Genomic DNA, 14,306 nt, shown 5'->3' with positions numbered 1-14,306 from the left:
TATAATAGTTTTGGTTTAGGGTAAAAGGAGACAGATTCATGGATATTTTTGATTGGCTTAGTGAGAAAGGGATTCCATATAAGAACAAGGACTTAATCATGAATGCCTTTGTTCATTCCTCATATGTTAATGAGCATAAGACTTTTTTAGATGATAATGAACGCTTAGAATTTATGGGGGATGCGGTACTTCAAGTATGGACTACAACAAAATTATTTCTGCTTGAACCGCCGCTGCACGAAGGTGAAATGACAACCTTGCGCGCTCAGCTTGTTTGCGAAGAAGCGTTGGCGCAGTATACCCGCACGTTAAAATTAAATCGTTTTCTGCTGCTGGGAGTCGGTGAAGAGAAAACCGGCGGCCGTGAACGTGATTCAATTCTTGCTGATATGTTTGAGGCTTTATTAGGAGCGGTCTATCTTGATTCCGGATATGCTTCCGTAGATAAGATTTTAGAAGAAGTGATTACACCAACCATCAACAAGCCGAAGAGTGAAAAGGTTATTGATTATAAAACTAAGCTTCAGGAATTTATACAGTCTGACTCACGCAAAACGGTACGCTATGAAGTAGTTAATATGAGCGGTCCCAGCAATAAGCCTGAGTTTGAAGTAGTTGTGCTGTTAGATGATATTATTCTTGGCCGCGGTGTCGGTTTTTCAAAGAAGAAAGCGGAGCAGCAGGCGGCGCGTGATGCTTTTGAGAAAATGGTAAAATAATAGAGATGAAAATCATAATGCTGAGGCTATGATTTTTTTCTTTTGAAAGGAGAAGAATGCGATGAAAAAATTAATGATCTTATTTTGCTGTCTGATGATGTTTATCTGTCCGATCCAGGCGGTGGAGCAGCATTCTTTAACGATTGAAAGCAAACAGATGCTGATTGTGAATATGAATGATTCACTGAATCTTTATGAGAAGAATACCAATGATTTGATTCAGCTTGAATCAATGACAAGGCTGGCATTTGCCGTTATAGCGATAGAAAATAAGGCTCAGTTTAATCAGACTCGGGCCGGCAAGGATTTTGATACGGCTCTGTTGGATGCAATATCTTCAAAAGAAGGTGCCCGTGATTTGGCGGCGGCGATGATGGGTGAAACGCGGATGATTGAGCTGATGAATGAAAAGGCCCAGGCGCTGAATTTAATTAAAACGAATTTTGTGAATGTTGACGGATCACTGGATATCAATCAGATCACCACTGTGAATGAACTGATGCAGATACTGAAGATGGGAATGGATTATCCTGAATTCAGGCAGATGCTTACAGCTTCTCAAGCTTCTATCAAAGAGCGGTGTGATGAACTGCACTTAGAAAGTGATTCATTGATTGGCGGAATTAAGCTGAGTGATGCAATGCTGACGCTGCATCTGAAAAATGGTTTGACTCTGCTTTGCTTGAGCATGAATGGCTCAGGCGATAAGGCATATAAAGATATGGCAGAAGCAGTTGGTTATTTTTATAAAAATTATCAATGGGTAAAGATCATTGATGAGGGAGAAGAAATCGCCCAGCTGCCGGTAAAGTGGGGAGATACACATAGTGAGCTGACATTTATTTCAGATAATGATTACTATGCCTTGCTGCCAATTAATTATAATGAAGCTGACATTATCAAAGAGGTTGTCAAATCTGTTACCTTGGAGGCACCGGTTGAGGAGAATCAGTATGTGGGTGAGTATATTATCCGTTACAGCGGTGAAATTGTACTGACGATCCCGCTTTTTTCTAATCAGCAGATTGACCGCAGTATTTTCCGTTATGGTTTTGATGTCGCAAAGGACTGGCTGATGAATCATCCGTTTTATGCACTTATTGGCGGCGGCATTTTAATACTTTTGCTGATTCGTGTGATTTTGCGTAAATATAAGTGAAGTATGATATAATTCAACATATAGAAATGAGGTTTAAAATGAACGAAGTTTTAGAAAGCCTGCTTATTAAAATTGGTCTTGAAGAAGATCTTGAATATTTTAAAAATGGTCAGCTGATCGATAAGGCTGAATATCATGCCCTCAGCAAGTCTTTACGCATTCGTGTACAGCTTGATGAGAGTCTGCCTTTTGAGGTTTGGCAGCGTTTTAATTCGCATTTAATGACGGCTGCCCGCGCCAAGGTTGATCTGACGATTGAAACCAGACAGGATAAGCCGACGATTTTAAAACTGCGTGCCTATCTTGAATATGCGCAAAGTATTCAGCCCAAGCTGAAGCTTTTTGAAAGCTCAATGCCGCGGCTTGAGGATAAACGCATCATCTATGCTTTTGCGGATGCGGTAATGATTGATGAAGCGATTCAAACAAAGCATTTGTTAGAAGGCTTTTTGAAAAATGTCGGTATTGATCTGCCGATTTTAGTCCAAGAGCTGAAGAGTGAGACGCAGCAGGTAGAATTTAAAAAACCTGAGGCGGCACCGGCTACGGTTTATGAAGAAAAGAAAATGAGCTTTGTGCCTAAGAGCAAAAAGAATCAGACATATATTGATTTTAAAATCAAGGATATCGTTGAGGCTTGTTTCCAGATTAAGATTACCGGTAAGATTTTTGAAAAAGAGAACCGGGCTCTGCGTACCGGCAAGCATATTCAGACTTTGTATATCGCAGATGCCGAGGATGCGATTGTCATCAAGCGTTTTGAGCGCGGAGCTTTGACGCTGGAGGTTATGGATGAAATTAAAATCGGTGATACTGTGGCAGCTTATGGTAAGGTTGAATTTGATTCCTTTTCAAGAGAGCTGGTCTTTATGCCTGACCGCATCGATAAAATTGAAGAAGTCAGACGTATGGATCATGCAGAGAAAAAGCGTGTTGAACTGCATGTGCATACAAAATTAAGTGAAATGGATGGTGTCAGCGGCATCAGTGAATATATTGATGAGGCTGTACGCTGGGGGCATGATGCGATTGCGATTACAGATCATGCGGTTGTACAGGATTTCCCAAAAGCTCAGCGCTATGTAGAAAAAATTAATAAAGGCCGTGAAAAGCCGTTTAAAATGATTTATGGGGTTGAGATGTATATGGTTGATCCCTTCCTTGAAATTGTTAAGAATGCTGATGATACGCTGCTGGAAGAGGGAAGATATTGTGTCTTTGACCTTGAGACAACAGGCTTATCGACACGTTTTGACCATATTATTGAGTTTGGCGGTGTGTTAGTTGAAAATCGTGACATTACATCGGCTAAACAGATGTTTATTAAACCGCCGGTAGAATTATCTGCTTTCACAACCAGCTTAACAAACATCACTGAGGAGCATCTGCGCAATGCACCGACCATTGAAGAGGCGATGGATGAGCTGTTGGCATTTATCGGTGACCGTATTTTGGTAGCCCATAATGCCCAGTTTGACGTTAACTTCTTAAACGATGCTTTGATTCGTATGGGACGCGAGCCATTAAAGAATCCGGTGATTGATACCTTAGATCTGTCAAGAAGCCTGCATGCTGACCGCAAGGCTCACCGTTTGGGCAACATCGCGCGTGTTTATAATATCCGTTATGATGAGGAAGTAGCTCACCGCGCAGATTATGACGCGAAGGTACTGGCACAGGTTTATTTGAATATGCTGAACGATCTGAAGCATATCAAAACCTTAAAGGATCTGGCGGGTATGTATGATGAATCATGTTTTAATAAGGTCAGAGATAAGCATATCATGGTGCTAGCTAAGAATAAGGCTGGTCTGAAAGAGATGTTTGAACTGATCACTTTATCGCATACGAAGTATTTATCGTATAACTCAAAGAATACAAACAATGTTGTCGCAGAACCAAAGATTTTCCGAGAGGAAATCGCGAAGCGGCATAAGAACGGCAATCTGCTTTTAGGCAGCAGCTGTCTCAACGGTGAAGTGTTTGAAATAGCGCAGACACGCGGTGAAGATAAGCTGAAGGAAGTAATTCAGTTCTATGACTATATCGAGATTCAGCCGCTTGGCAATTATATGCATCTGGTTGAGCGCAACAGTATTGGCAGTAAGGAGCGGCTGATCGAAATCTTAAAATCGATCATTAAGGCTGCGCAGGAATTAGGAAAAATCGTTGTTGCAACCGGGGATTGTCATTATGTTCAGCCTGAAGAAAAGCTGATTCGTGATATTTATATCAATTCACAGGCAATCGGCGGTAAACGGCATCCGCTCTATATCTATAATGCGCAGCGCCGCCGCATGAGTCAGGCACCGGATCAGCATTTGCGTACAACCGATGAAATGCTTGCCGAGTACAGCTATCTCGATCATGATTTAGCCTATGAGATGGTTGTGACAAATTCAAATAAAATCAATGATATGATTGAAGATATCAAGGTTGTTTATGATACCTTGTTCCCGCCTGATATCAAGGATTCTGATAAAAAGCTGGCGCAGATCTGTTATGAGAATGCGCATAAGAAGTATGGGCCACAGCTGCCGGAAATTGTTGAGGCACGGTTAAAGCGAGAGCTTGACAGTATCATCGGGCATGGTTTCTATGTTGTTTATTACATTTCTCATCTTTTGGTTAAAAAGAGTCTTGATGACGGTTACATGGTAGGCAGCCGTGGTTCAGTTGGTTCCAGCTTTGTTGCGACAATGGCGAATATTACTGAGGTTAATCCATTGGCTCCGCATTATGTTTGCCCGAAATGCCATTATGTTGAATTCTTTACAGATGGCAGTGTTGCTTCCGGATTTGATTTGCCGGATAAAAAATGTCCGGTCTGCGGTGAAATGATCCGCGGTGACGGTCAGGATATTCCATTTGAAACATTCCTTGGCTTTGAGGGTGATAAGGTTCCTGATATCGATTTGAATTTCTCCGGAGATTATCAGCCGACCGCGCATAATTATCTGAAAGAAGTATTCGGTGAGGATCACGTATTCAGAGCTGGTACGATTGGTACAGTCGCGGAACAGACTGCCTATGGATATGTAAAGGGATATGAAGAAGAAATGGGCATGGAAACTCATATGCGCAATGCTCAGATTCTGCGGCTGGCCAAGGGCTGTGAGGGTGTAAAACGAACAACAGGTCAGCATCCAGGCGGTATTCTTGTAGTACCGAATGAATTTGATGTGCATGATTTCACACCCGTGCAATATCCTGCCAACAACCCCTTTGCTGATTGGAAAACAACGCATTTTGAATTCCATGACATTCATGACAATCTGTTGAAATTTGATATCTTAGGGCATGTCGATCCTACGGCAATGAAGCTGTTGGAACGTATTTCCGGTATTGATCCGAAAACGATTCCGATGAATGATCCGGAAACAATGAAGATTTTCTCCTCTGTCGAGAGTCTGCATATTGATACGAGCAAAAATACAGAAAAAACCGGGGCTGCCGGTATCCCTGAATTTGGTACACCTTTTGTACGCGGTATTCTGGAATTGACCCGCCCGACAACCTTTGATGAATTAGTACGTATTTCCGGTTTATCACACGGTACTGACGTTTGGTTAAACAATGCTGCTGATCTGATCAAGGAAGGTAAATGTACACTTAAAAATGTAATCGGGTGCCGTGACGATATCATGGTTTATCTGCTTCACAAACAATTGCCGCCAAAGCTTGCCTTTACAATCATGGAAAGTGTGCGTAAGGGAAAAGGCTTAAAGGATGAATGGATTCCTGTTATGAAGGAACATAATGTTGATGATTGGTATGTGGATTCATGCTTAAAAATCAAATATATGTTCCCGAAGGCACATGCTGTCGCTTATGTTATGATGGCGGTGCGTATTGCTTGGTTTAAGGTTCATAAGCCGCAGTATTATTACTGCATGTTCTTCTCAATTCGCTGTGATGCTTATGATATTGATACGATGATTGCCGGTGAACAGGCAATTCGGGCGCGTATGGCAGAAATTACTCAGCGGCTAAACAGTAATGAATTTAAGAATGATGTATCCAAGAAGGAAAAGGATATTTATTCTACACTGGAGCTGGCACTTGAAATGGTGCTGCGCGGTTATCGCTTTGGTAATATTAATTTGATGAAGTCAGCGGCATCGGAATTTATTGTTGATCCAGATGATGAAAATGTGTTGATTCCGCCATTTACATCAATTGATGGTCTGGGTGCCAACGTTGCTGTCACGGTAATTGAAGAACGAGAAAAACGTCCGTTCCTATCTAAACAGGATCTTTCTGAGCGGACAGCGCTTAATGGTACTCATATCAAACGGCTTGAGACGATGGGTGTGTTAAGTGATCTTCAGGAAGAAAATCAGCTTTCATTATTCTAAACAGTATCTTCGGGTACTGTTTTTTTGTGAAATTAAGATAATTATGATATGTGTTAAGCTGTTAGATAATTGTTAATTTTTTTTGCTATGTTTAATATTTTTATTGTAGATGCTTGTCTTACAATTACTCTGGTAGCTAGAATGTTCCATGGCTTAACCCATGGCTTTAAGCTGGTTTTAATTCTTTGTAATATATTTGATTATTTGTGTAATTTTGAATAAGAAAGATGTTTGGCTGCCTACATATTCGGCGTTATTTTACAGGTTTTATGTTATAATTTTTCAGGGTGGTATTTGGTGAGAAAACTTTACAAAACAGTTGATGAACAAATAGTATACTTAAAAGAAAATAAAAAAATCATGGTAAAAGACGAACATAAAAAAATTTTTGAAGAGAGAAATTATGCTTCTTTAATCAATCCATATAAAGAATTTTTTTCTTATGGCCGTGATGAAAATAAAAATCACATTTATACAAAAGAAATCGATTTTGAAGAGATTTTAAAACTCGTTAAAGCAGATGAGGGATTTAGTCGTTTAATGTATGCCTACATCGGAACTTTTGAAAAGAAATTTAAGAATGCCCTATTTGCTGAAATTTGTTCTAAATATATTGGATGTGAAGATGAGGACAAAGAATGTATCAAATATGTTGAAGAAATTGATAAATTTTTGAAATCAGACGATGATGGTGATCTGCCAAGATTCTGCACTAACTTTAGATATTCAATCTCTAAAACAGAAGGTTATGTATACGATGACTTTCGTAGCGAAAAACGAAGATTAGTCCTTCAGCATATAAAAGAAATAGGAATGAAAACAAAAGATGAGCGTAACAAATTAGGTGAATCTAATAGTTTGATTTCACATTATCATAAAACACAATCAGTAGCACCATTATGGGTTATTCCAAATGCTTTGACTTTAGGAGAATTAAGTGTTTTATATGCAATGTTAGATAGTGACAGTCAAAAGAAAATCATTTCTAAATTTTATGCAACAGATAACTATAAAAAAATTGATATTAGAAAAATTGTTTCATTCTCAGGTCAAATTGAAATTATCCGTAGAATTAGAAATATAGTTAATCACTATGAGCCAATTTTTCCATTGTTGAGTTTTGAAATAAAACGAGTAAAGAAAATTGAAAATTCACCACTGTATATGACTTTTGAATTGTTAAAGAGTACTTATGCTTCTTCATTATTCAATGATGTTAAAGCTGATGTTTTCAAAATTGAAGAAAATCACTATAATTCTAAAAATTTGAGATTACTAAATCTAATGATGGATATGATTAAAAATACAAATAAAAAGTGAACCTTGCGATTCACTAGTTTGAGGACCAAGTCCTCCTTCGGCATTATTATTATATGCCGTTTTTGAATAAAATGCAATTGGGAATATATTCTATTGTGGCTTTCCTTTGTAGAACTTTTTTAAAGTTTGGGATGATACTTGATATTAAGAATCTAACTAAAAAAATTAGAAATACGCTTATATTGAAAGATATATCATTTAATATAGGGGATAATGATATTGTTGGGTTTATTGGTCCTAATGGCGCAGGTAAATCCGCTACTTTAAAATCAAAACAGTATCTTCAGGTACTGTTTTTTTTGCTTTACTAAGTATTTATGATATGCTTAAGCTGTCAGGAAGTGAATATTGATGATAAGAACATATAGAAATGCGGATCAAAAAGCGGTCATGAGCATTTGGCTGCAAGCTAATCTTAAAGCTCATTCCTTTATATCGGCTGATTATTGGCAGTCACATTATGAAGAAGTAGCGAAGATGTTGTCGTCAGCAGAGCTTTTGGTTGCGGAAAATGACGGCAGAATCTGCGGCTTTATCGGTATATATAATGAAATGATTGCAGGTTTGTTTGTTGATGAGCATTATCGCGGCAAAGGAATCGGCAAAATGCTGTTGGATACTGTCAAGCAAATGAACTCTCAGCTTTATTTACAAGTATATAAAAAGAACAAGCGGGCTCTGCATTTTTATCAAAGAGAATCGTTCAGTATTGAAAAAGAACAGCAGGATGCGGCATCAGGGGAGATCGAATACGTGATGAAATGGGTAAAAAAGAAGTTGTAAAAGAATTTTGACAGGCAATTCTATGCTATGTCAAAGAGATTTGATAGACAAAACAGGCTGTTGCTGAGACAATGCCGATGAAAGGAGAAACTTATGGAGATAGGAAGTAAACTGAAAGAAGCTCGTGTTCAATGTACGATGACACAGGAGCAGGTGGCTGAGGAGCTTCAAGTAAGCAGACAGACGATATCGAATTGGGAGAATGAGAAATCATATCCGGATATTCTCTCTGTCATAAAGCTAAGTGATCTCTATAAGGTCAGCCTTGATGATTTACTGAAAGGAGACATTAAAATGATCCGGCACTTGGCGGAGAGTACGAATGTTGTTACCAGCAATAAAAAGCTGCTGACAATGATTGCATTGAATGGTTTGCTGCTGATTTTGTTTCTGCTTTTTAACGGCATTATCGCGCAGAATAAATATTTAATTATGATCTGCGCCTCAACGGCTATTATCAGCACTACATTTCTGTTTTATCAGATTATTAAAAAATTCTAGGAGGTCATAATGACTTGGTTAACCATTGTATTTGTATTTATTATTTTATTAGGAGCTGTCAATCTGTCTTATCAGGTTTACAAAATAACTGAATTGGATGCCCGCTGCCGAGGCTTGAAGCATCCTAAATTCTGGGGGATATTTTCTATCGGTGGTAATTCGGGCAGCGGCGGGCTGCTGCTGTATCTGATTGGCAGACGCAAGTACCCCATAACAATGAATGAAGAAGAGCGCCAGATAATCGAATCACGCAAGAAAAAGGCGGGTGTGGGTCTTGCCTTTATTGCGGTGGGTGCCGTTTTCATGATTATCACTATCGTAAGCATACAGGGATATATTTGAATTCTGAATCAGGATTTGCCATGCCTGCATGAAAAATGGGCGCAGAAACTCAGGTAAAGCAAATTTCCGCTTATTTTTAGCTGAAAAGCTTGAATTTATTGGCATTGCGTGGTACACTAACAACGTATAGAAAAGCGAGTGGACGAAAGTCCACTCTTAATTTTGTCAGAATAAGGAGAAACTATGGATCAATTGGCAAAAATCAAAGAAGCAGTGCTTCCGCTGTTAAATGCCCATGACATTCAGTTATATGATGTCTGCTGGACGAATGAAGGAAGAAATAAGATCTTACAAATCGCGATCATGCATGCGGATGGCAGTATGGATATTGATGGCTGTGCTGAAATGGCTGAGCTGATCAGTGAAAAGCTGGATGAAATTGATGTAATCGCTCATGAATACATGCTTGAGGTATGTTCACCGGGAGCCGAGCGTGTTTTACGTTCGCTTGATGAAGTAAAGGGAGCTGTCAATGAGTATATCTATGCCAAATTCATCAGTGAGGTCAAGGGACTGCGTGAGGTTAAAGGTGATTTACTGGCTGTGGAAGATGATGAATTGCTGATTGCTTATATGGATAAGGCAGTAAAAAGACAATTGCGCGTAAGCTATCAGAATTTGTCACTGATACGTTTATCGGTGCGTATTTAACGAAAGGAAAGAAAATAACGACATGAAACTTAAAGATTTTATGAAAGCAATGCAGGCAATTGAACAAGACCGTTCATTGTCACAGGATATTGTTGTTGCCGCATTGAAAGAAGCGCTGGCAAAGGCATACCGCAAGCACATTGAAATTCCTGATGCGCTGGTTCGTGTAGATATTAATGAAAAATCAGGTGAGATCAAAGTATATCAGCAGCGTGCCGTAGTTGAAGAGGTTGAGGATGATGAGTTGGAAATCTCATTGGCTGATGCGAAAAAAATACGTCAAGAGGTTGAGCTTGGCGATATGATTGAAAATGAGGTCAGCATTGAAAACCTTGGCCGTGCGGCTGTTATTTTGGCGAAGAATGTAATGAAACAAAAAATCAGAGAAGCCGAGAAACAAGCGGTTTATGATGAATATTGTGACAAGCTTGATGATCTGGTTGTCGGTACAGTTGAATCCGTAGAGGAAAAGTTCTGCGTTGTCAATATCGGCAAAACATTGGCTTTGATGCCAAGAGTTGCGCAGATTCCTGGCGAGCATTATTATGAGGGTCAGCGTCTGCGTGTTGTTGTCAGTGAAGTAAATAAAGAAACTAAAGGCGCTCAGGTACTTGTATCAAGAGCTGATGGTAACTTAGTTAAGCGTTTATTTGAAAAAGAGGTTCCGGAGATCTATCAGGGTATTATTGAAATCAAGGCGATTGCCAGAGATCCTGGTGAGCGCTGCAAGATGGCGGTTTATTCAAAAAATGAAAACATCGATCCAATCGGTGCTTGTATCGGTCCGAGAGGTTCCCGCGTTCAGGTGATTATCGATGAGCTGCATGGTGAAAAAATCGATATCTTTGAATGGAGCGATGATGTTACTGAATTGATTAAAAATGCATTGGCACCGGCTGAAATTTTAGCGGTTATTCCTAATACTGACCGCCGCGGCTTGCTGATTGTTGTTAATGACAATCAGTTATCTTTGGCAATTGGTAAAAAAGGTAAAAATGCCCGATTGGCTGTTAAGCTTACCGGCAATAAGATTGATATTAAGTCAGAGAGTGAAGTAAATGCTTTAGGCATTGACTGGAAAGCAATTGCCGCTGAACAGAAAGCAAAACAGGCTGAGAAGCTGGCACTTGAAAGAGCCGAAGCTCAGCAGAGGATGTTTGAAGAACGTGAAATGGGCAATTCTGAAATTGATGATGAATATTTGGCAAATGAATTGCAGCCAAGCTATGAAGAAGTGGCTGCTGATGAAGTAGTCAGTGAGCCGGCTTTAGAAGTAAACAGTGAAGCAGAAGAAGCGGCTGAAGCTGAGGCTGAAGAGGTTGCAGAAGTAAAAGAAAAGGCTGAGGTTAAAGAGGAACGCGCTGAGACAGATCTTGAAAGAGCCGCCCGCATCGCTAAGGAAAAACAGCGTGCAGAAGGCTTGAATATCAAGGAAAAACAGGAATATGTTTCGAAGTTCGAACAGATTGCTGGTGCGCCGGCTGCCAAACCAACAGCAGCTGCTAAGCCTAGATGGAAGAAGGAAAGCGACGAAGAAGAGAAACGCCGCAAGCCGACTTTTGATCTGAAGAAGGATTATGAATTGAAGCCGATTTATTCTGAAGAAGAGCTTGAAGAAATCGCCAAACGTGAAGCCGAAGAAAAAGCGAACGATTGGATCAATGATGAAATCGACTTTGATGAATTTGATGAATACTACGAAGAATAGGAGGGATGTTCATGAAGAAAATTCCGATGCGTAAATGTGTCGTAACCCAGGAACAGCTGCCTAAGAAAGAATTGATCCGCGTTGTGCGCACACCTGAACAGCAGGTCGTTATTGATAGCACGGGCCGCACTAATGGCCGCGGTGCTTATCTGAAAAAGGATCTGGCTGCCATCGAGCTGGCTAAAAAGAAAAAAGCGCTGGCCCGGGCATTGGAATGTGAAATTCCTGATGCCATCTATGAACAGCTGACAGCATTGGTGAGCAATGAACAATAAGGCAATGGGTTTGCTTGGCTTAGCGGCCAGGGCGCGCAAGGTAATCAGCGGTGAAGGGGTTCTCACCAGTATTCAAAATGGCAGTGCTAAGCTCGTGCTGATTGCGTCGGATGCCAGTGAGAATACAAAGAAGAAATATGTAGGTAAATGCACATACTATAACGTGGAATTTGATTTTGTCGAGACATCGGCAGAACTGAATCAGGCAATGGGTACTTTCAATCGGAAAGTCATTGCCGTTGCTGACGAGGGTTTTGCGAAGAATCTTCATACTTGCTTGAAAGGCTAGGTGATATAATGGCAAGACAGACAAATAACAGAAATAGAAAGAATAACAACCGGAATAATAACTTTACTCCCAAGAAAGAACGGGTAGAGGTTAAGGCAATTACGTATTCCGGCGTATTGACGGTAGGTGAACTAGCTGAGAAGCTGCACCGCAATGCGAGTGAATTGATCAAGGTATTATTCATGCTGGGAAATATGGTTACCATTAACTCCACATTGGATGATGAAACGATTGAATTGCTTTGTATGGAATTTAATGTAGAATGTACGAAAGAAAATATTATTGAAGAAACTAATCTTGAAGAAGAATTAAAAGAAAATGAAGATGATGAGTCTACATTGGAATCACGTCCGCCGGTAGTTACGATCATGGGACATGTTGACCATGGTAAAACAACCTTATTGGATACCATTCGTAAATCAAGAGTTACTGAAGGTGAATTTGGCGGTATCACTCAGCACATTGGTGCTTATCAGGTGAATGTCAAAGGTAAAAAGATCACTTTCTTAGATACGCCGGGACATGAGGCATTTACTGCCATGCGTGCACGCGGTGCGCAGGTTACGGATATCGTCGTTATTGTTGTAGCTGCTGATGACGGTGTTATGCCGCAGACAAAGGAAGCCGTCGATCATGCGAAGGCAGCAGGTGCGCCGGTTATCGTGGCTGTCAACAAGATTGATAAGCCGGATGTGAATACAGACCGCATCATGGGAGAAATGTCTGATTTAGGTTTAATGCCTGAGGAATGGGGCGGCGATACGATGTTCTGCCCAATCAGCGCTAAATTTGGTCAGGGTGTTCCTGAACTGCTGGAATCCATTCAGATTCTTGCCGAGGTTGAAAACTTCCGTGCCAATCCGAACCGTTTAGCTACGGGTACAGTTATTGAAGCAAAATTAGATAAGGGCCGCGGACCGGTTGTCAGTCTGCTTGTTCAAAAAGGTACCTTAAAATCAGGTGATGTATTGGTTGTTGGTTCATGCTATGGACGAGTACGTAAAATGGTTGATGACCATGGCCGTGAAATCAAGTCGGCTGGACCTTCTTCACCGGTTGAAATTATCGGTTTAAATGATGTGCCGGTTGCCGGTGATGTTTTCCGTGTCTTTGATTCGGAAAAGAAGGCAAGACAGATCGCGGAAACCAGAAATCAAGTAAGAATTGATGCTGAACGTAATTCATCCAGCGCCTTAACGCTTGATGATCTTGCCCGTCAGATTGAAGAGGGTAATATTCAGGAAATCAATGTTATCGTTAAGGCAGATGTTCAGGGTTCTGCGGAAGCGGTTAAAGCTTCACTGGAAAAACTGGATGTTCAGGGTGTACGGGTAAATGTAATCCGTTCTACCGCCGGTGCGATCACCGAGAGCGATGTTGTATTAGCCAGTGCTTCAAATGCTATCGTTATTGGTTTTAACGTTCGTCCAAGCGCTAATGTTCGTAAGAAAGCGGAAGAGGAAAAAGTTGAAATCCGTCTGCATAACATTATCTATAAAGCATTGGAAGAAATGGAATTGGCCATGAAGGGTATGCTGGCGCCGGTTTATGAAGAAGTTGTTATCGGTCAGGCTGAAGTACGTCAGACATATAAGGTTTCAAAAATCGGTACGATTGCCGGCTGTATGGTTACTGATGGCTGCTTAAAGAAAGAATGTAAGATTCGTCTGATCCGTGATGGTATCGTTATCTATACTGGTAAGCTGGCTTCTTTAAAACGTTTCCAAAATGATGCGAAGGAAGTTCAGTCAGGCTATGAGTGCGGCTGTACCATTGAAAATTTCAATGACATCAAAGAAGGCGACATTTTTGAAGCTTATGAAGATCAGCAGGTAGAGGTTGCTTAATATGGGATTAAAAAAGGATAAGATGGATAATATTATCCAAAAAGAAGTCAGTGAAATTATTCAATTTGAACTGAAAAATCCTAAGATTGGTTTTGTGACGATCACTGATGTTGATGTGACTTCAGATATGTCTTATGCGAAAATCTTTGTTTCTTTTCTAGGTCAGGATGCCCGCAAAGAAGCTGGTTTGAAGGCATTAAATCAATCTAAGGGGTTTATTCGCAGCGAATTAGCCAAAAGGCTGACGATCCGCAAAACACCGGAATTGATTTTTCAGCTTGATAATTCGCTTGAAAAAGGCAATAAGATTGAAAAAATTCTACATGACATTAATTCAAATAACTAAATAACTGC

The 14,306-nt window shown here is 40.3% G+C and carries 14 protein-coding genes; all 14 read left to right on the top strand.

Features of this window, described 5'->3' with window-relative positions; all coding sequences use genetic code 11:
* Positions 1–38 precede the first annotated feature (38 nt).
* Positions 39–719, top strand: a complete 681-nt coding sequence (rnc, locus tag DWZ33_RS02220) for a ribonuclease III (RefSeq protein WP_022937519.1) — start codon at positions 39–41, stop codon at positions 717–719.
* A gap of 61 nt (positions 720–780) precedes the next feature.
* Positions 781–1,878, top strand: a complete 1,098-nt coding sequence (locus tag DWZ33_RS02215; protein ID WP_022937520.1) for a D-alanyl-D-alanine carboxypeptidase family protein — start codon at positions 781–783, stop codon at positions 1,876–1,878.
* A gap of 38 nt (positions 1,879–1,916) precedes the next feature.
* Positions 1,917–6,236, top strand: a complete 4,320-nt coding sequence (locus DWZ33_RS02210) for a PolC-type DNA polymerase III (protein WP_118453622.1) — start codon at positions 1,917–1,919, stop codon at positions 6,234–6,236.
* Positions 6,237–6,533: 297 nt separating this feature from the next.
* Positions 6,534–7,556: an Abi family protein gene (locus DWZ33_RS02205; protein ID WP_118453621.1), complete on the top strand. Its 1,023-nt coding sequence runs from the start codon at positions 6,534–6,536 to the stop codon at positions 7,554–7,556.
* Positions 7,557–7,609: 53 nt separating this feature from the next.
* Entirely contained in the window at positions 7,610–7,867 is a 258-nt protein-coding gene (locus tag DWZ33_RS18490) for an ATP-binding cassette domain-containing protein (RefSeq protein WP_420841409.1), read from the top strand.
* A gap of 40 nt (positions 7,868–7,907) precedes the next feature.
* A complete protein-coding gene (locus tag DWZ33_RS02195; RefSeq protein WP_118453620.1) occupies positions 7,908–8,339 on the top strand; it encodes a GNAT family N-acetyltransferase in 432 nt (143 codons plus the stop codon).
* A 93-nt stretch (positions 8,340–8,432) separates the two neighbouring features.
* The gene (locus DWZ33_RS02190) at positions 8,433–8,840 is read left to right on the top strand and encodes a helix-turn-helix transcriptional regulator (RefSeq protein ID WP_118453619.1); all 408 of its coding nucleotides are present in this window, start codon (positions 8,433–8,435) and stop codon (positions 8,838–8,840) included.
* Positions 8,841–8,849: 9 nt separating this feature from the next.
* Positions 8,850–9,182: a hypothetical protein gene (locus DWZ33_RS02185; protein ID WP_118453618.1), complete on the top strand. Its 333-nt coding sequence runs from the start codon at positions 8,850–8,852 to the stop codon at positions 9,180–9,182.
* A 183-nt stretch (positions 9,183–9,365) separates the two neighbouring features.
* Entirely contained in the window at positions 9,366–9,833 is a 468-nt protein-coding gene (locus DWZ33_RS02180) for a ribosome maturation factor RimP (protein WP_022937528.1), read from the top strand.
* A 22-nt stretch (positions 9,834–9,855) separates the two neighbouring features.
* Positions 9,856–11,541: a transcription termination factor NusA gene (nusA, locus tag DWZ33_RS02175; RefSeq protein ID WP_118453617.1), complete on the top strand. Its 1,686-nt coding sequence runs from the start codon at positions 9,856–9,858 to the stop codon at positions 11,539–11,541.
* Positions 11,542–11,552: 11 nt separating this feature from the next.
* A complete protein-coding gene (rnpM, locus tag DWZ33_RS02170) occupies positions 11,553–11,816 on the top strand; it encodes an RNase P modulator RnpM (RefSeq protein WP_022937530.1) in 264 nt (87 codons plus the stop codon).
* Entirely contained in the window at positions 11,806–12,105 is a 300-nt protein-coding gene (locus DWZ33_RS02165) for a L7Ae/L30e/S12e/Gadd45 family ribosomal protein (RefSeq protein ID WP_118453616.1), read from the top strand. Before rnpM ends, DWZ33_RS02165 begins: the two co-directional genes overlap by 11 nt.
* 8 nt (positions 12,106–12,113) lie before the next feature.
* Entirely contained in the window at positions 12,114–13,952 is a 1,839-nt protein-coding gene (gene infB, locus DWZ33_RS02160) for a translation initiation factor IF-2 (protein WP_022937532.1), read from the top strand.
* A gap of 1 nt (position 13,953) precedes the next feature.
* Positions 13,954–14,298: a 30S ribosome-binding factor RbfA gene (gene rbfA, locus DWZ33_RS02155; RefSeq protein WP_022937533.1), complete on the top strand. Its 345-nt coding sequence runs from the start codon at positions 13,954–13,956 to the stop codon at positions 14,296–14,298.
* Positions 14,299–14,306 lie beyond the last annotated feature (8 nt).

It is taken from the genome of Dielma fastidiosa (assembly GCF_003475485.1).
GTDB lineage: Bacteria > Bacillota_I > Bacilli_A > Erysipelotrichales > Erysipelotrichaceae > Dielma > Dielma fastidiosa.
Note: the sequence above shows the minus strand (reverse complement) of the source record. Positions and strands in the feature narration are given on the sequence as shown.

Coding starts and splice junctions, on each gene's coding strand:
- rnc (WP_022937519.1), top strand. CDS start 39: ATGGATATTTTTGATTGGCTTAGTGAGAAAGGGATTCCATATAAGAAC.
- DWZ33_RS02215 (WP_022937520.1), top strand. CDS start 781: ATGAAAAAATTAATGATCTTATTTTGCTGTCTGATGATGTTTATCTGT.
- DWZ33_RS02210 (WP_118453622.1), top strand. CDS start 1,917: ATGAACGAAGTTTTAGAAAGCCTGCTTATTAAAATTGGTCTTGAAGAA.
- DWZ33_RS18490 (WP_420841409.1), top strand. CDS start 7,610: ATGCCGTTTTTGAATAAAATGCAATTGGGAATATATTCTATTGTGGCT.
- DWZ33_RS02195 (WP_118453620.1), top strand. CDS start 7,908: ATGATAAGAACATATAGAAATGCGGATCAAAAAGCGGTCATGAGCATT.
- DWZ33_RS02190 (WP_118453619.1), top strand. CDS start 8,433: ATGGAGATAGGAAGTAAACTGAAAGAAGCTCGTGTTCAATGTACGATG.
- DWZ33_RS02185 (WP_118453618.1), top strand. CDS start 8,850: ATGACTTGGTTAACCATTGTATTTGTATTTATTATTTTATTAGGAGCT.
- DWZ33_RS02180 (WP_022937528.1), top strand. CDS start 9,366: ATGGATCAATTGGCAAAAATCAAAGAAGCAGTGCTTCCGCTGTTAAAT.
- nusA (WP_118453617.1), top strand. CDS start 9,856: ATGAAACTTAAAGATTTTATGAAAGCAATGCAGGCAATTGAACAAGAC.
- rnpM (WP_022937530.1), top strand. CDS start 11,553: ATGAAGAAAATTCCGATGCGTAAATGTGTCGTAACCCAGGAACAGCTG.
- DWZ33_RS02165 (WP_118453616.1), top strand. CDS start 11,806: ATGAACAATAAGGCAATGGGTTTGCTTGGCTTAGCGGCCAGGGCGCGC.
- infB (WP_022937532.1), top strand. CDS start 12,114: ATGGCAAGACAGACAAATAACAGAAATAGAAAGAATAACAACCGGAAT.
- rbfA (WP_022937533.1), top strand. CDS start 13,954: ATGGGATTAAAAAAGGATAAGATGGATAATATTATCCAAAAAGAAGTC.